The organism is Marinomonas sp. THO17, from assembly GCF_040436405.1.
GTDB lineage: Bacteria > Pseudomonadota > Gammaproteobacteria > Pseudomonadales > Marinomonadaceae > Marinomonas.
In genome coordinates this window covers 2854632-2870791 of sequence record NZ_AP031575.1, presented here as the reverse complement: position 1 = coordinate 2870791, position 16160 = coordinate 2854632, and the positions used below count along the sequence as shown (strand labels likewise).

Below are 16160 nucleotides of genomic sequence, written 5' to 3'. Positions count from 1 at the left end.
ATAAATTAGTAAGACCCTTTACTGCAGAGCGTCCTTAGTCACCATCAAACGAACCAGATCCGCTTTGCCATTCACATTTAATTTGCTGTATATATTCCTTAGGTAGTAACGCACAGTATGTGGTGACAAACTCAGTACTGAAGCAATCTCTTTATAAGTCCGTCCCGACGAAAAAAGACGCGCCACATCTAATTCTCGCTGGCTCAACCTTTCTACCATCTCATGTATTCGAATAAGCAATAAGCAATGCTCTTCTGTATGCTTAATATCAATAGATAAAGTGTTGCCACGGTACTTGGTTAACTCAATGGAAAATGGCAATCTTGGCCCACGCCAATTTGGCCATTCGCCTCGAAGTGCTTGTATAAAAGAAGGTTCTGCGCTTTGTAGCAGACCTTCTGGGGAAGTGACTGCTAGGGCCACAGGCGAACGCTGATTGGCACTTAATACCGACATATAAGTGCTTCGTATCTGATTCATCTCTAAGGCTAAGATCAAATGAGGCATAAGGTTTTCAATCAAGCCTAATTCTTCTGTCGAGAAAGCATCTCCCTTTCGATATAAACTTAAATGACGGGTATTCAACATCAATTCCTCAAATTGCATAACGCAAGCAATCTGATCAAAACCATGACATTTCCCTAATGCAACCAATTCCGATGAGATAGACGTGTCGTTTGCTAAATCAATGAAAATCGCTTTCTCAGGCTGTTCAAATGCACGGTCAATCGTCGCGTCATACTGCTGAATCCTCTCCCAATCATCTAGGTAAGAATCCGGTAGCGCATAAAGAAAAGCACTGTGTAAATAACGAGGTCGATCCATCAAGACATTACTTCTTCCCCACCATGCGGAACTGAAATTTACTAATTTGGATAATCGTTGCAACACCACATGTTGAAACTCATCGCATGGCACTTGTCTGGCAATCTGATAGAAATCAAACACACACGTACTGAACGCAGACAAATGCTCAGCGGATAGGGTTTTGTTGTCTTGATTTGTGGACATCTTGTCACCTAATGACTAAGAAATTCCCTTCCAGCATACCCAAGCAACCAAAGAAAAGCACCGTACATATGGGCGGGGAGATTATGATAAATAAGCCATCAATCATAATGGCTTATGTTCAACGCCTATTTACCAGACTTAAGACGATAATTGAGTTAAAACGATAATTGCTCACAGGAGACTGATCGCTTATTAATGCCAAATAAGCCAGTCCAAGACCATTTCCTAGGGTTAATGACAAAGCCAAAATCTCTGCTTATGCCTGCTTCTATCTGCATTCCTGTTTGTATACTATGAGGATCGCTTGCTGCGGTCAGGTGATAATCTTCACTGGTGATTTTATTGCCCGCCAACAGTTTAGCAACCAATTCTCTATCGTAAATGTGCAGTTCTAAATTTTGTCCCTGTGCAACGGACACAGTGTTACCGCCAAAATCTCCAGCGGCAAATCGCACTGGCATGGCTACACACGTCTGTGAAATGCTTCTGGCAATTAACTCCCCTTTTCCGGCCATACCTCGTAAGTTGAACAAGCTGCCCATCTTAGGTTCAGGAATATGAATCACAGCTTGCAGTTGTGGATTTTGAAATGTTTTTTCTACCAATGCCGTGTCACTCTCAGCTTGGCAAGCCGTTAGCCCAATTAATAGAAAAATAGAGAATAACCGAGTGGATAAGTGGGCACTTTTGTTCACATAAAACATAATAGCCTCCTTACTGAACAGACGAATTTTGTGGAAAAGTATCTTGCTTAGGCTTTGCTGAGTCAGACTGACCGGGCATGGCCAGAAGTATCCACAATATGAGCATGCCAAATGCAGGTATCATGATCACGGCCAACCACCAAGCCGAACGTTGGGTATCTCTTAATCTTCTAACGGTAATGGCCAACATAGGCAGAAAAATAGCCAGACCATAAAGCGCCTCTAATCGCCAAGCGGATGGCCAAGTCCATTCCAACAAACTCAGCACAGCAGAAATCATTAGATTTACTAAGACAAACATCCAAAACGCCTGACGTGATGCTTTGCCAGAAAAGTCACAGTATTTAACCCAAGCATCAAAATAAAAAGACAGCATTTTTCTTCTCCTTAACAAACAAAGTAGAATCATCAGCAACACCTTGGTGACAAACACGCTTTGGCTTGCTGGTGTCACTAAAAGATAAGGAGACAGAGTGCGTTAGGCGTCCTAGATCAGGATTTAGGACGTACTGAATCAGGTTTTAGGTCATAATGGCCATCATCTGATGTCACCTGGGAAATAAGAGATGATTGCGATACCATTACCCTTTGTTGTTGCTCTTTTGCTGGGCATACTGGCCATCTTGCTGTTTATTCGACGGGAAGACACCACTGGGTTGGCTTTTATCTTTGTCAGCTTGTGTGCCGTCACCACCACAATCGTCGGTTTACGATGGACCTTCGAATGGCCAATTTTTCGTCTACTGCAACCCATTTTGGCAGCTTGTATTCCCATGACAGCCTGGTTTTGTTTTCGTCGCTTTGGACAGAACCCGCCTCGTTTTACAACATGGCTACATTTACTACCTCCAGTGTTAGTATCAATGGCATCATTTGGTTATCCCGCTTGGCACGTACCGATCGACCCATTTCTAACCTTTTTATATTGTGTCTATGGCATTGCTTTATTAAGAAGGTCGCTGTCATCAAATGACCTCCCGCAACAAGTGCGCTTTTCCGATATGAGTAAAGCCATAGGGGCAGAACGTGCAGCAGGTATCATGCTATTAATATCGGCCTGCATCGACGCCGCCTTGGCACTCGATTTCGTCCTGTTTCAAGGCCAGCATGCCATTGTTATTCTCTCCATTGGTCACGCTACCTTGCTGCCTATTTTGGCCTGTTCAGTGATTTTATTCAGCCAAAGTATGGTAACCAACACCAATGAGCAGGACGTCAAGTCAGCACCCAATACGGAAACAGGTCAAGCTAATGAGAAAGAAAAAACCGCGTTGAGTTTGACCTCAGCAGAGGCACAAAAGATAGTTGATCAGCTCGATGCTCTTTTTGCCTCTCAACAAAGTTTTCTGGATCCTGATTTAACACTGGATAGGTTGGCACGAAAGATGGTGATACCTGCGCGACAGATTTCCATGGCGGTGAATCAAATACATGGCCGCAATGTCTCGCAGGTAGTCAATGAATATCGCATTGAACGAGCCAAGCAATTATTACTGGAAAGCGATAAGAGCATTACTCAGGTTTATCTGGACTCTGGCTTTCAAACCAAATCCAACTTTAATCGGGAATTTGCTCGGGTGACTCAGCAAACACCAAGCGCCTTTCGACGCTCATGTTCACTGGATGATGAGGCAAGCCCAAACTAATCAGGTAAAAGGATGATCAAGAAGACAGGAAGGCCAATATGTCTTGGAAAATAGTATCGTGTAACGCCTCACGCGAGGTATTCGGCTCATTTAAACAAATAATACCGTCACCGGGCACTTCCTCTTCCAGTAACTCAATCGCACCGGGTTTACACAACTGCATAAAACTAAAATGCGAGGCGTTTGAATACACCTTATATTGGGTCGTTTGTTGTGGTAAGTACTGGGCCAAAAAACCCGATTCTTGCTGCTGGGGCAAATCCCCTATGTCGATACCCGCGGCCAAAATAAGCGTTGGTCTTGTTAGCTCGGACAAACTTTGTAAAGAAAAGCTTTTTGCTAAGCCCAAATCCAGCGACACAAGTTTTTTTATGCGCGAGTCTTTCAAGTTATTATGAGCCGACTCTGAAGCTTCCAACATGCCAAACTCGCCACGCAAACCACAAACACGAGAATTTGGAGTTGGCCGACAAGCCTCAGCAAGTTGCTCAATATCAACTTTAGCCCCCGCTAATGCCATCACGGTCCAACCGCCTAATGAATGCCCAATAGCTGAAATACGTTGAGGATCAAGATGACGCCTTAAATCCGAACGCTCTAATAACCAATCCAACAAGCGCGAGATATCACCGGGTCTTGCCCACCATTGCTTAGCCAAGTTGGGATCATGATTAAAGGATGTCGTGCCCGGATGGTCTACTGCCGCAACGATATAACCCGCTTGCACCAACTTCATAGCCAACCAGTTCTGATTGCGCCAATTGCCCCGATAACCATGTGACATGACCACCAAAGGATAAGAGCCATTCGCTGGTTGACCAATACGCACCACCCTAGTACCAGCAAACGCTCTATTATCCGCAATCAAGTCCTTTGGAAAGGACTCAGTGGTTGGATACCAAAGGCTGGTTTTTAATGGTCTATCACTGTCTGCATACAAAATGATCTGATCAAATCCAACGGCTATTGAGCCCTTAGCAAAAGCCAGACTCGAGATTAAAATTGCAATTACACAGGTTATCGTTTTCATCACATGCCCTCTTAAAAACATCACCAAACTCTTCATGAATAGGAGGAATATGATGTGAAAAATCCTATCTGACGTCCTAAATCAGGATCAAGGACGTAATGAGCAAGATTTTTTTCATGATATATACTTTGTTTTGTTACTTATTTGTCATCTTATTCTTTTAGCCTTAGGTAATTAAACCATCTGAATGGAGTGCAGCAAGTATGAAAATGAAAGATCAACTCGATAGCCCTCAGCCGATGAAAAAGCCAAAAGTCAAAAGCAAAAAGGCAGAAGTGAAGAAAAAGAAACAAGCCAAGCTGAAAGCCAAAAAAGAAGAAAAGGCTAAAAAGGCGGATAAAGAAAAAAAGTCAGCGGTAAAAAATACCACGGCATCCCATAAAAAAAACAAAAAAGCCAAGCCAAGCCAAGCTACACCACAAGACAAACCGCTCCTGACCACCACAAACACACCAGTAATAAACGACAAGGATGCACCTGCTATCGAGGTGGTCGATCATACCGCGGAACCCATTCAAGTGGATAAAAACTTGGCTACCTCTGCGAATGAGACCACCTCTACTAATGAAACAAGCTCACCTCGTCGAACCGTCCGCCGTTCTCGTCGCAAGCCAACGGTCGAGGATATTCAAGCCTTGGTGGACAATGCCAATCGCCAACGGGCTTCCAAAAATTTAGCCGCCTTAACAGAGCAAGAACAAAGCATTGCCACACAAGATATAGTAAGGCGTTTACTCACAGGTGATATCAGCCAAGGTAAAGCCTTAAGAGAATTGCGCGTTAAAGTCTTAGGTTTAAGACAAGAAGCCTACACTGAATTAACCGGTGTCTCACGTAAGACCCTATCAGAAGTGGAAAACGATAAAGGCAACTATACAGCGGAAATCATCAATAAGATGTTTAAACCGTTTCAGCTCAAAGTGTCTTTAGTTCCGACCTCCAGTGACGATTTAAAAGCCATTTTAAATCAAAAATGATCGCTAAAATCCCCTAAGAAGGTGAGTTCTTAGGGGATTTTAAGAGGGATGTTAAAGACATCGAAGTCTTATTTGATGTCAAAATTCACATCAATGTTGCCACGTGTCGCGTTAGAGTAAGGACATACTTTATGAGCCGATTCCACTAATTGCTCAGCAAGGTCTTTTGCGATGCCGGGAAGATTAACTTCCATATCAGCACTGATGCTAAAACCTTCGCCTTTGGTATTTGGACCAATACCAATGGTGGCTGTCACCGTTAAATCTGCTGGCAATGCCACTTTTTGCTGACCGGCAACTAACTTTAATGCCCCAATAAAACAAGCTGAGTAACCCGCCGCAAACAATTGCTCTGGATTAGTACCCTCACCACCAGCACCACCCAATTCTTTTGGTGTGCTCAAGGCGACATCAAGACGGTTATCAGAAGAGACCGAACGGCCATCACGACCACCGGTAGTAACAGCTGTTGCTTTATATACTGCTTGCATAACATGACTCCTTAATTAAGAAAAAACTATCTAGAAATGGTTATCTCAAAAATAGTTATCGCGATAATAATAAGTGTAAAATAAAAGCTCAAAAGTTGAGCTAATGGATTTATGTTATCGCGATAATCATAATCACACAACCTTTATTTTATTAATTGTGCTTTTAATCGATTTAACTGCTCTCGCAAGGCAATCACTTCACGCATTTCAATGCCGCAAGCTTCTGCGACACATCGATTCACTTCCAAACCTTGTTCACGTAAGGCAATACCTTTTTCTGTAAGGGCGATACTCAGGCTGCGATCGTCCTCAACACCACGTAAACGCTTTACCAAGCCATCGGCTTCCATACGCTTAATCACGGGAGTCAGCGCACCAGATTTCTGTCCTAATGCTTGCCCAATGTGTTTCAAGCTAACACCATCTTGTTCCCACAAAATCAGCATTATGGTGTATTGTGGATAGGTTAATCCTATCTTAGCCAAGGGCTCTTTATAGAACTGAGTCATCGCCAGAGACGTAGAATACAAGGCGAAACACAGCTGATTATCCAGTAATAATGGGTTATCTGATTTCATTGATACTCAAATTTTATCGTCAGTTATTGCAATAAGAATAGTAAGTTTAACGAAACTTTCATGTCGACGCATTAGAATGAAGAGTAAGAATAAATAGGTATCAAAATGACAAAAATTACATTATCAGGGCACATCTTAGTGCCACAACAAGATTTAGCAGATGTACAACAAGCCTTAGAAGAACACATTAAGCTAACAAGAGAAGAAGCTGGCTGCCTGACGTTTAAGGTCACCCCTAATCAACATAATCCGTTGCGTTACGAGGTCTATGAAGAATTTATTGATCAGGCCGCTTTTGACCTTCATCAGGCCCGCGTCAAAGAATCTCACTGGGGAGACGTTGCCCGTAATGTGGAACGTTTTTATAGTGTTTCACACAGTGAGTAATTCATTAGCGAGCATTTTTTGTCCAGTCAAAGTCCATCACTCGAGCGGTTTTTTCGGCCAATGCTTCACTGTGTAACAAGCTAACCATCTGCAAACTCATGTCGATACCAGCGGAAATGCCCGCTGAGGTTAGCTGTTTGCCCTGCTGCACCCAACGCACACCTTCTATTACCTCAAGCTGTGGATGCAATTTGCGTAAGTCCGCAATATCATCCCAATGGGTGGTAACCTTGTTATCCCGTAACGCCCCCGCATTGGCCAATAGAAACGCCCCCGTACACACAGAAGCTAGCCAAGTCACTTGCGATGCTTGCTGTGCTATCCATTCCAGCACAGGGGTTTTATGCATTTCCTGAGTATGATCCCCTCCCACGACGATCAGTACATCCAGCTCAGGATGATTTTCAATACTATAATCCGCTAGCACCTTGTAACCTGCTCGGGCAGAAACCCTTTGCCCATCTTCACTAATAAGATACACCTCAAAAGGCGTCTCTTTACTGACTCTGGATGCGGTGGTGAACACCTCGAATGGGCCAGAAAAGTCCAACACCTCAGCCCATTCATACAGATAAATGCCTACTTTAATGCTCTTCACAGTAACCCTTTTGCCTCAATATTAAGATTGTATCTTGACGATGACTTCTTCAATCCATTTGATGGTGAGCCACTCTGGTGCCGCTGCCGAGCGACTGAAAGCGATTTCAATGGCAGGTAAATGCGGTAATACATCGCTATCAATGATTTCTAGCTGATCGCTAACACTGACACTCGCAATGGCGGAAATGGCTTTTTCAGCGACCAATAAACTTTCGATTAACGCCAGATTAGAAGTGACACAATACAGGTGATAATCAACACCTTTCTTTTGCAAACCATCGATGGCACTGGAGTGAAATTTACACCCTGGCTCGTACAAGGCCAAACTCAATGGCGACAGATGTTTTTGCCAATCAAAGCCTTTTTTGGCCACCCATACCCCCGTATCTTGATACAAGGATAACCCTTCATCACTGCCTGGGGTGCGCGTCACCAAAGCCAGATCCACTTCTCCCTTGTCCATCATGTCTCGCAACTCAATGGAAGTACCAGTGCGAATACGAAATCTGAGTTTTGGTACCATCTCTTCCATGGTCGCCATGATCAAAGGCAATAAATTCGCCACATAATCATTTGGACAACCAAGGTTAATCAATACACCTTGTTGTGGGCCTTTGAGTGACAGTAAGGCCTGCTCCTGAAGCTGCAAAATGCGCCTTGCGTAATGCACTAAACGCTGTCCATCTTCTGTCAGTACTTGCTCACGACCTTGTTTGATAAACAAAGGCGTACCCGCTTGCTCTTCCAAACGCTTCATTTGCATACTGATGGCAGAAGGCGTTCGAAAAGTCTGCATGGCTGCACGCTGAAAACTGCCATGATCGACAATCGCCACTAAGGTTTTGAGTAATTCCGTATCCACTATTTACCTCTATTTACGCCTTATTGTCACCAACAACACATCAAAATGACTTAACTGTAGCATCAATAAAATTCGCTTTTCATTCATCTCGGCTCACGCCATCATGAAGCCAGCTTACAGTTTCACTTTATGGAGTATTAGTATGATATTGCACGATTTTTTACCATCTGGGAACGGTTATAAGATTCGCCTTACCTGCGCTCATCTGGGACTCAGTTACGAATTAAAAGAATACGACATTACTAAAGGTGAAACTCGTACCGAGGCATTTCTAGCACTCAACCCAAACGGTAAAATTCCCTTTTTGCAATTGGATAGTGGTCACAGCTTAAGTGAAAGTAATGCCATCATCTTATATTTAGCGGAAACATATCATAGCGACCTTTTGCCATCAGACCCCTTACAGAAAGCAGAAGTGTATAAATGGCTATTTTGGGAGCAATACAGCCATGAGCCCAATATTGCAGCCGTACGTTTTTGGTTGACCCATAACGCCATGACAAAGTTGAAAGAAAGTATGTTGCCAGAACGCATTGCACAAGGTAACGCCGCACTCAAACTCATGGATGAACAGCTTGCAAAACACACTTTTTTAGCGGGTGACCAACTAACACTGGCGGATATTTGTCTGTTTGCCTATACCCATGTCGCAGAAGAAGGCGGCGCTTATCAACTATCCCATTACCCAAACATCCAGCGCTGGATAGAAAGCATTCAGAAGCAAGAATGGTTTATTCCTATTTCTCAAAGATAAACCATTGCAATGGTCTAAAAACCGCGCAAACTTTCTACGTTTTGGCGGTTTTTTTTAGCTCTCGTTTTATCTTTGTCTTTCTATAAGCTAGCTAGCTAGTGAGTGAGGCTGGCTGGCTGGCTGGCTGAGTAAGCAAAACGCAAAACTCACTCCCTTTCCCCAACTCTGATGAAACGCTAATACTGGCATTTAAGCTATCCAGCATAACCTTAACCATGGCCAGCCCAAGACCATAACCCGCCTGTGAACGGCTGTGGTCTACTCGATACAAGCGCTCAAATATCGCTGCTTGTTTATCAGCTTCAATGCCGATACCTGTGTCTTTCACGCTAATAAAACAATCATGGCCTGTCATACCCCAGCACAATTGAATCTCATCGCCTTTTTCACTGTACTTAATACTATTATCGACCAGGTTAACCAGTATTTGCGTTAAGCGTTTTGGATCTGTAAAACAAACAATATCAGGCGATTGATGAGCACCTAGTCCAATGCCCTTTTCTTCTGCTATTTCTTGATACCAGGAGATAACATTTAAGCTTAGCTCTTTTAAAGAGATGTTTTCTTTTACTATCTCATGCCGACCTATGGCTTCATCGTTAATTTTCATCAAAGTCGTTAGCAACCCAGTTGCTTGTGATGCCGATTCAGCGCAATCAGATAAAGCAGTAACCAGCCGTGAAATCTCCTCTTTGTGATACTCAGTTTCATCTGAAAGATCGGAAAGAGGAGCAGCTAAGGCTTTTTCCGTGCTCAGTAATATCCTAGACAGTGGCGTCCTTAAGTCATGTGCGATCGCGTCTAAAGTATGAGACATACTTAAGTTTGCCTCCTTTAAGCTATACATAACTTGGTTAACCCCTTGGTTTAGCGCCTCCAATCCTTTGTTAGTATGGTGACGTTGTTTCGCTTCTAATTTAACCTCATCAGAAAAAACGGACCTATCTAAAAGCGCTTCTTGCTCTACTTCTTGTTCTACTTCTTGTTCTGATATGCCTTGCCCTACTTTATGATTATCCAAGCCTTTGGCTAAAGCATGTAGAGGTTGTAAAGTATCGCCAATTAAACGCCACACAATAAAGCTAATAAAAATGGATAGTAACGCTAGTATCAAGCCGACAAACACCCACTTTTCAATTAAGGCTGAAAGCTTAGCGGGCACATTTAAAACCAACCAGTATTCAGCATCATTTAGCTGTTGCTTGCCTTCTTCAAATGACGCTTTTTCGGGACTTAATTTCATCGACAAATAAGGTTGAGCAAGCAGAAAATCTAACCAACTGGAATCAGATAAAAGAAACTCGTCGAGAGAAACAGGCGTTTGATCAACAGCCAAACCTGCAATAAAGTCTTGGTTAGCTTGGCCAGTCCGCTTAATGACGCTTAAGCCATTGTCGATCAGCTTTTCCGGATAACTTAACAGGACCTGTTCAAGTTCATCGCTGGATTCAAAAATCAAAAATCTTTGATACTCAGCTTTAAGACTTGTCATCATTTGATTAGCTTGGACGTTTTGTTGATAGATTAATAGCGCCATCACTAATCCCTGAATAACAACAAAGCAAAATATCATAGTGAGTACAAAACGTGAGAATAATTGTCTTTGGGCGAGACGAGTCGTTGTTTCAATGCCACCTTGGTTTACATCCTCACCCCTAGTTTTTTTTAAGGACATAACCCACGCCTCTAATGGTATGAATCATAGAAGAGTCAAAATCTTTATCTAACTGAGCTCTGAGCCTACAAACCAGCACATCCACTACATTGGTTTGAGGGTCAAATCGATACCCCCATATGCTTTCTAAAATCATAGTTTTTGAAAATACTCGCTCTGGTTGCTGTAAAAATAACTGCATCAAAGCAAACTCTCTTTGCTTGAGAACAATTTCCTTCTCATCTCGATATACTTTACGACTCAAAAGATCTAGCCTAAGCCCATGATAAACAAGCTGATTGGTCACTTGTCCTTTTTTTTGTCGGGTCAATAAGATGTGGCAACGGGCGACTAATTCGGCAAACGCAAAAGGTTTGATGAGATAGTCATCAGCACCAGACTCTAAGCCTTTTACTCTCTCTTCAACTGTATGTTTTGCGCTGAGAATGATAATAGGAATGTCATGACCTTCTCCTCTTAAATACCTCAATACTTTCTCACCACTCCAAGTTGGCACCATTAAATCTAAAATGAGCAAATCATACTCTTCACTATTTGCTAACTGGTAACCTTCATAACCATCAGCGCACACGGTTACTTGGTAGTTGAGCTCTTCGAAGCCGAGTTGTAAAAAATTCCTGATATGTGGGTTATCTTCAATCACTAAAATTCGCATAGATTCTCTCTTTCTCAGCAACCTCTAAGACTAACACGCCTCAAGCCAATCCCTGCATTACAAAGCTGCAATCTTACTGCAAGGTGGTTGCAAGTTGAGCCAGATAGACTGGGTACCGAGGTCAAAGCAATACACACTTTAAGAGGAAATGTGTCATATGAAATCAATCATCAAGCAAATTACAGGCGTGTCTCTCGCTCTCATGTCAGGTCTAACCATAGGGCAAGAGTCACAATACACTCCTACGTCAAAATACACTCACACTTTCACCCAGATATCCTATTTGACGGCCAAGGATCTAGCAGTTGCCGCTGTGGAGGAATGCGCCCGAGATGGCTATAACGTGACAACCACTGTGGTCGATTTATCAGGCCGTGTACTGGTTCAACTTAGAGACAATAATGCGACCACACACAGTCTTGAAAGCTCTCGCCAAAAAGCCTTTACCGCCGTTAGTATGAAGCGTACGACAGAAAATCTAGCCAAGTTAATTCAAGATCAGCTAGTCCTTGCACCATTACAAAATATGGATGAAAACTTATTGTTCCTAGCAGGCGGTCTGCCAATCACAATTGATGGCCAAATTGTCGGTGGTATTGGTATTGGTGGCGCCCCAGGCGGTCACCTAGATGTAGCATGCGCAGAAGCAGCAATTCAAAAAGTGATAAAGAAGAAAAAAGTTAAATAAGCTACAAGCAAGTTGGGCAAGGTGCTACTGCGTTGTCCTAGGAAAGGTACGAACAAGTCCACTGACTAGGGCAACGTGCTCCTGCGTTGCCCTAGTTCATTGTCCTTTGTATTCCGTTAAAAATTATACTCATTTCATTTCATCTTGTTTACACATTATCTATTGAGATAAAAGCAGGTCAATGTATAAAATCCGAACTAAATTACAAAAAATTACAAAACTACAAAGGATTAAGATTATGGCATTTTTTAAGACCATAAGAGGACGGTATACCTTTACCTTTAGCGCATTAGCCCTTACTTTTATCGCTGTTATAATAAGCTCCGAAAGACTGATTAATTACCTGCAAAATCACTTGGGAAAATACTCACCAGGCATTTCCTTAATACAGAATGCAGATCGAGATTTATACCAGTCTCGTATCGCATTAATTTCTTTTGTCTTACTACCCCAAAACGGATCACCAGCAGAGCTTAAATCGGCAATCTTAGAAAATGCACAACAAGCGTATGATCGAATGAAGGGTTTTCAAAAGATCGCCTCAGACATTCAGGAAGTTAATACCTTACTTAAAAACTATGAGAGCGAATATCAGCATTGGTACCAACAAACCTTAAACATTATTAAATTGGTTGAGCAAGATAAGCTCGATCTAGCAAGCGCAGAATTATCTGCTCAAAATCACACTGACTTTGTTGAATTAAGAAGCCTATACGACCATTCTGAAGAACTTATTAATAAGTATTCTTCACAAGAACAACAAGATATTCATAACTTTACCGAGAACTTTAAATTAGCCACCTTGATTTTTGCTATTGTTGTTATCTTGCTCAGTGTGTCACTTGCTTGGTTTGCTCCACGTAATATTTCTCGCGCCATCAAGCTTGTCACTTCAGGTGTCCATGAAATCAGTGCAGGAGACGGTGATTTAACCCGTCGTATCAATAGCCCTAAAAAAGATGAAACGGGTGAACTGAGTCGAGAGCTAGATCATTTTGTCGACAAACTTGCCAGTCTAATCGGTGAAATTCGCTCTGGCAGCGAAGATATAAAAAAAGAGATGACAGAGCTTGGTTCTTCCGCAACCGAATCAGCCCAATTAAGTGAAGATCAAAACCAAGCGCTCAACTTTGTGGTATCAGCCGTGGAAGAAATGGGAGGGTCAACCAAAGAAGTGGCACAAAATGCTGCACTAACGGTAAATGAAGTACAAAACTTGAATCAAACCGCAAAGCATGGCTCAGACCAACTCATCCTCTCCATTGAACAATTGCAGTTACTGACAGAGCAAATCCAAGGAGCGGCTTCCACTATCAACCAAGTATCAACTCATTCTGAGCAAATTACTTCAGTACTGGATGTGATTTTGGGCATTTCAGAACAAACCAATTTATTGGCCTTAAATGCTGCTATTGAAGCTGCCAGAGCTGGTGAGCAAGGTCGAGGTTTTGCTGTTGTCGCCGATGAAGTTCGTGAGTTAGCAAACAAAACTCAAGCTTCAACCGAAGACATCCATGTCATGATTAATGACTTACAATCCGGAGTGAAAAACGCAGTTAAAGCCATTAATAAAACGGTAGAAATAGCAAATACAAGCGTTGATTTGACTCAAGACTCAATGAAAAACATACGTTCCGTCACTCAAGTTGCTAACCAGATTTACGATTTTGCTGCGCAAACCGCCAGCGCGACGGAACAACAAAATAAAGTTACCTATGAGATCAATGAAAACTTATTTGCGCTTTCTAATATGTCGCGACAAGTTATGGACGTATCCAAACGTATTAGTGATTCCGTCACTAATACCTTAAACAACTCCAACGATCTGTCTAATCTCGTTAAGCGCTTTACCCTATAAAAAATCGACCAAAGACTGATTTGATCACAGTATAGGATACTCACATCAATCAGTCTTAGCTGATAGCTATATACCCTTCTTAATTTCTCAATCAGATCTGCGGATATTGGCCTGCTTTCCAATAAGCATATTGCCAAGATGTTCAGAAGATTTATTCGCACCTTCCTTTACACAATATCCGCATATTTATTGTTGAACATGCAATATACAAGCAAAAAAACACATTATTCCTTTTTTACAAAAATAACTGTTTGCAATAAAGCTGGCCATATTGAACTTATTTTTACAATTTAAAACAATGATTTAAGTTTAATTTATGACAATCAACTCGTCTTATGAAAAGTTATGTTAAAAAAAAGTTACAATCTTTTTCTGCACATTCATAAAACCCCAGCCACCTTTATAAAATCCTCTAATGTTTTTAATTATCTCGCCCCGAGATGTAAAGACAGTTGTATAGCAAGGAAGTTAAGGAAGTTACGAACAAGTACACTGACTAGGGCAAGCTGCTCCTGCGTTGCTCCCCCTACATCCATGTAGGTCTCCTTCGGGTCGTTCAGAAGACTTATTCGCACCTTCCTTAATCTTTTGACTTATCTAAGTTTTATACTAAAGGATGATCCAATGATGCTATTCCAGACAATTCGTGGACGTTATACCTGTGCTTTTGGCGGCTTGGCCATCACCTTTTTAATGGTAGTCATTACAGCGGAAGGACTAGTGCACTATCTACAAAACAATATGGGAAAATATGCCAATGGCGCTTCTCTCATACAAAACGCTGACCGAGATCTTTATCAATCCAGATTGGCTTTGGCCTCCATGGTTTTTGCAAAACATGGTGTGGATGTGGCAGACAAAGAAAGAGCTGTCATGGAAAATGCTCAGCAAGCCTACGATAGAATGAAAAAATTTCAATCTCTGACCATGGAGATTGATGAGGTCAACGAACTCTTGTCAAATTTCGAGGCACAATATCAACTATGGTTTGAACAAGTTGAGTTCATCATACTGCTCACCAAACAATATCAGTATGAAACCGCTAGTGTAAAATTAACGAGAGAAAATCAGCAAAGCTTCTCTGTATTACGTAACCTTTATGATGAATCTGAAAGCTTAATTTCCAAAATCTCGGCAATCGAACAACAAGAAATTCATGTCTATGTAGAAAATTTTAAACTCTTTGTCGCGATTCTTGCCATCTTTGTTCTGACCTTAAGTATTGGTTTAGCTTGGTTTGCTCCCCGCAATATTTCCAATGCGATTAAACGTGTCACTATTGGTGTTCATGAAATCAGCGCTGGTGATGGCGACCTGACCCGGCGCATCAACAGCAACAAAAAAGATGAAACCGGTGAACTCAGTCGTGAACTGGATATGTTCGTCGGCAAACTTGGCAATCTTATAGGAGAAGTTCGCTCTGGTTGTGAGCACATTCGTGAAGAAATGGCTCATCTTGGTCAATCTGCAACTGAATCAGCCGATCTCAGTGAACGTCAACATCAATCTCTGGACTTTGTCGTCACGGCGGTGGAAGAAATGGGAGGCGCCACTCGTGATGTGGCACAAAATGCCAACCAAACGGTCACCGAAGTACAAGACCTAAATAAGTCTGCTGATCATGGCGTTGCACAATTGAACCAAGCAATTCAACAGTTAGATTCCTTAGCAGAACAAATCAAAGGTGCAGCTTCAGTAATTGATCAGCTGTCTATGCGATCAGATCGCATTGCTTCTGTGCTTGATGTAATACTGGGCATTTCAGAACAGACTAATCTATTGGCATTAAATGCCGCTATTGAAGCCGCCAGAGCAGGAGAACAAGGACGAGGCTTTGCCGTTGTAGCAGATGAAGTTCGTGAGTTAGCTAGCAAGACCCAAGCCTCTACCGAAGACATCCAAAGCATGATAAGCGATCTACAATCAGGCGTTAACAATGCAGTTAAAGTCATTGGAGAAAGTGTTGAAATGGCGGGATCTAGCGCAAGTCTGTCCCATCAAACCATGGCGGCCATCAATACAGTTAAACAATCAGCCGATCGCATCTATGACTTTACCACACAGACTGCCAGCGCGACCGAACAACAAAGTAAGGTGACCGATGAAATCAATGAAAATTTATCCGCCTTATCCGATATGTCGAAAGAAGTTATGCAAGTATCGCGACGTATCAGTCACTCGGTCAATGAGACCTTATCCAATTCAAACGAACTGGCTGGTAGAGTGAAGCGTTTTACTGTCTAA

At 42.3% G+C, this 16160-nt stretch carries 17 protein-coding genes; 7 read left to right on the top strand and 10 right to left on the bottom strand.

The window, feature by feature from the left end; genetic code table 11:
* Positions 1-18: 18 nt before the first annotated feature.
* The 3 genes from ABXS85_RS13665 to ABXS85_RS13655 form a co-directional block, all read right to left on the bottom strand.
* Complete coding sequence (locus ABXS85_RS13665) at positions 19-1011, bottom strand: helix-turn-helix transcriptional regulator (RefSeq protein WP_353667073.1); 993 nt, start codon at positions 1009-1011, stop codon at positions 19-21.
* A 155-nt stretch (positions 1012-1166) separates the two neighbouring features.
* On the bottom strand, positions 1167-1715 hold the full coding sequence (locus ABXS85_RS13660; RefSeq protein ID WP_353667072.1) for a hypothetical protein: 549 nt from the start codon (positions 1713-1715) through the stop codon (positions 1167-1169).
* A 10-nt stretch (positions 1716-1725) separates the two neighbouring features.
* A complete protein-coding gene (locus tag ABXS85_RS13655; protein WP_353667071.1) occupies positions 1726-2091 on the bottom strand; it encodes a DUF805 domain-containing protein in 366 nt (121 codons plus the stop codon).
* A 190-nt stretch (positions 2092-2281) separates the two neighbouring features.
* Here ABXS85_RS13655 and ABXS85_RS13650 point away from each other — a divergent pair, with 190 nt between their 5' ends.
* A complete protein-coding gene (locus ABXS85_RS13650) occupies positions 2282-3361 on the top strand; it encodes a helix-turn-helix domain-containing protein (protein WP_353667070.1) in 1080 nt (359 codons plus the stop codon).
* A gap of 16 nt (positions 3362-3377) precedes the next feature.
* On the opposite strand, the gene ABXS85_RS13645 is transcribed toward ABXS85_RS13650, so the two are convergent.
* A complete protein-coding gene (locus ABXS85_RS13645; protein WP_353667069.1) occupies positions 3378-4391 on the bottom strand; it encodes an alpha/beta fold hydrolase in 1014 nt (337 codons plus the stop codon).
* 203 nt (positions 4392-4594) lie between these two features.
* On the opposite strand from ABXS85_RS13645, the gene ABXS85_RS13640 reads away from it, so the two are divergent.
* Complete coding sequence (locus ABXS85_RS13640) at positions 4595-5368, top strand: helix-turn-helix transcriptional regulator (RefSeq protein ID WP_353667068.1); 774 nt, start codon at positions 4595-4597, stop codon at positions 5366-5368.
* 68 nt (positions 5369-5436) lie between these two features.
* On the opposite strand, the gene ABXS85_RS13635 is transcribed toward ABXS85_RS13640, so the two are convergent.
* Positions 5437-5859, bottom strand: coding sequence for an organic hydroperoxide resistance protein (locus tag ABXS85_RS13635; RefSeq protein WP_353667067.1), 423 nt, complete (start codon positions 5857-5859; stop codon positions 5437-5439).
* A gap of 143 nt (positions 5860-6002) precedes the next feature.
* Positions 6003-6437 carry a MarR family transcriptional regulator gene (locus ABXS85_RS13630; RefSeq protein ID WP_353667066.1) on the bottom strand — a complete coding sequence of 145 codons (435 nt, stop codon included), beginning with the start codon at positions 6435-6437 and terminating at the stop codon, positions 6003-6005.
* A gap of 105 nt (positions 6438-6542) precedes the next feature.
* Here ABXS85_RS13630 and ABXS85_RS13625 point away from each other — a divergent pair, with 105 nt between their 5' ends.
* Positions 6543-6824 (top strand): antibiotic biosynthesis monooxygenase, encoded by a 282-nt coding sequence (locus tag ABXS85_RS13625; RefSeq protein ID WP_353667065.1) that lies wholly within the window; start codon positions 6543-6545, stop codon positions 6822-6824.
* 4 nt (positions 6825-6828) lie between these two features.
* Here the strand turns inward: ABXS85_RS13625 and ABXS85_RS13620 are convergent, their stop codons facing one another.
* Positions 6829-7422 carry a DJ-1/PfpI family protein gene (locus ABXS85_RS13620; protein ID WP_353667064.1) on the bottom strand — a complete coding sequence of 198 codons (594 nt, stop codon included), beginning with the start codon at positions 7420-7422 and terminating at the stop codon, positions 6829-6831.
* A gap of 21 nt (positions 7423-7443) precedes the next feature.
* Positions 7444-8286: a LysR family transcriptional regulator gene (locus ABXS85_RS13615; RefSeq protein ID WP_353667063.1), complete on the bottom strand. Its 843-nt coding sequence runs from the start codon at positions 8284-8286 to the stop codon at positions 7444-7446.
* Between the two features lie 142 nt (positions 8287-8428).
* Here ABXS85_RS13615 and ABXS85_RS13610 point away from each other — a divergent pair, with 142 nt between their 5' ends.
* Complete coding sequence (locus tag ABXS85_RS13610) at positions 8429-9040, top strand: glutathione S-transferase family protein (protein ID WP_353667062.1); 612 nt, start codon at positions 8429-8431, stop codon at positions 9038-9040.
* 91 nt (positions 9041-9131) lie between these two features.
* On the opposite strand, the gene ABXS85_RS13605 is transcribed toward ABXS85_RS13610, so the two are convergent.
* Positions 9132-10715 carry a HAMP domain-containing sensor histidine kinase gene (locus ABXS85_RS13605; protein ID WP_353667061.1) on the bottom strand — a complete coding sequence of 528 codons (1584 nt, stop codon included), beginning with the start codon at positions 10713-10715 and terminating at the stop codon, positions 9132-9134.
* A complete protein-coding gene (locus ABXS85_RS13600) occupies positions 10696-11370 on the bottom strand; it encodes a response regulator transcription factor (RefSeq protein WP_353667060.1) in 675 nt (224 codons plus the stop codon). The genes ABXS85_RS13605 and ABXS85_RS13600 overlap by 20 nt, the downstream gene beginning before the upstream one ends.
* A 157-nt stretch (positions 11371-11527) precedes the next feature.
* Here ABXS85_RS13600 and ABXS85_RS13595 point away from each other — a divergent pair, with 157 nt between their 5' ends.
* From ABXS85_RS13595 to ABXS85_RS13585, 3 genes are all read left to right on the top strand, one after another.
* Positions 11528-12058 (top strand): heme-binding protein, encoded by a 531-nt coding sequence (locus ABXS85_RS13595; protein ID WP_353667059.1) that lies wholly within the window; start codon positions 11528-11530, stop codon positions 12056-12058.
* Between the two features lie 238 nt (positions 12059-12296).
* Positions 12297-13916, top strand: coding sequence for a methyl-accepting chemotaxis protein (locus tag ABXS85_RS13590; RefSeq protein ID WP_353667058.1), 1620 nt, complete (start codon positions 12297-12299; stop codon positions 13914-13916).
* Between the two features lie 624 nt (positions 13917-14540).
* Positions 14541-16160, top strand: coding sequence for a methyl-accepting chemotaxis protein (locus tag ABXS85_RS13585; RefSeq protein WP_353667057.1), 1620 nt, complete (start codon positions 14541-14543; stop codon positions 16158-16160).

Bases quoted from the DNA above. Each gene is read 5' to 3' on its own strand.
- ABXS85_RS13630 (WP_353667066.1), bottom strand. From the start codon at position 6,437: ATGAAATCAGATAACCCATTATTACTGGATAATCAGCTGTGTTTCGCC.
- ABXS85_RS13645 (WP_353667069.1), bottom strand. From the start codon at position 4,391: ATGAAAACGATAACCTGTGTAATTGCAATTTTAATCTCGAGTCTGGCT.
- ABXS85_RS13595 (WP_353667059.1), top strand. From the start codon at position 11,528: ATGAAATCAATCATCAAGCAAATTACAGGCGTGTCTCTCGCTCTCATG.
- ABXS85_RS13655 (WP_353667071.1), bottom strand. From the start codon at position 2,091: ATGCTGTCTTTTTATTTTGATGCTTGGGTTAAATACTGTGACTTTTCT.
- ABXS85_RS13605 (WP_353667061.1), bottom strand. From the start codon at position 10,715: ATGTCCTTAAAAAAAACTAGGGGTGAGGATGTAAACCAAGGTGGCATT.
- ABXS85_RS13625 (WP_353667065.1), top strand. From the start codon at position 6,543: ATGACAAAAATTACATTATCAGGGCACATCTTAGTGCCACAACAAGAT.
- ABXS85_RS13665 (WP_353667073.1), bottom strand. From the start codon at position 1,011: ATGTCCACAAATCAAGACAACAAAACCCTATCCGCTGAGCATTTGTCT.
- ABXS85_RS13640 (WP_353667068.1), top strand. From the start codon at position 4,595: ATGAAAATGAAAGATCAACTCGATAGCCCTCAGCCGATGAAAAAGCCA.
- ABXS85_RS13660 (WP_353667072.1), bottom strand. From the start codon at position 1,715: ATGTTTTATGTGAACAAAAGTGCCCACTTATCCACTCGGTTATTCTCT.
- ABXS85_RS13650 (WP_353667070.1), top strand. From the start codon at position 2,282: ATGATTGCGATACCATTACCCTTTGTTGTTGCTCTTTTGCTGGGCATA.
- ABXS85_RS13600 (WP_353667060.1), bottom strand. From the start codon at position 11,370: ATGCGAATTTTAGTGATTGAAGATAACCCACATATCAGGAATTTTTTA.
- ABXS85_RS13590 (WP_353667058.1), top strand. From the start codon at position 12,297: ATGGCATTTTTTAAGACCATAAGAGGACGGTATACCTTTACCTTTAGC.
- ABXS85_RS13585 (WP_353667057.1), top strand. From the start codon at position 14,541: ATGATGCTATTCCAGACAATTCGTGGACGTTATACCTGTGCTTTTGGC.
- ABXS85_RS13610 (WP_353667062.1), top strand. From the start codon at position 8,429: ATGATATTGCACGATTTTTTACCATCTGGGAACGGTTATAAGATTCGC.
- ABXS85_RS13635 (WP_353667067.1), bottom strand. From the start codon at position 5,859: ATGCAAGCAGTATATAAAGCAACAGCTGTTACTACCGGTGGTCGTGAT.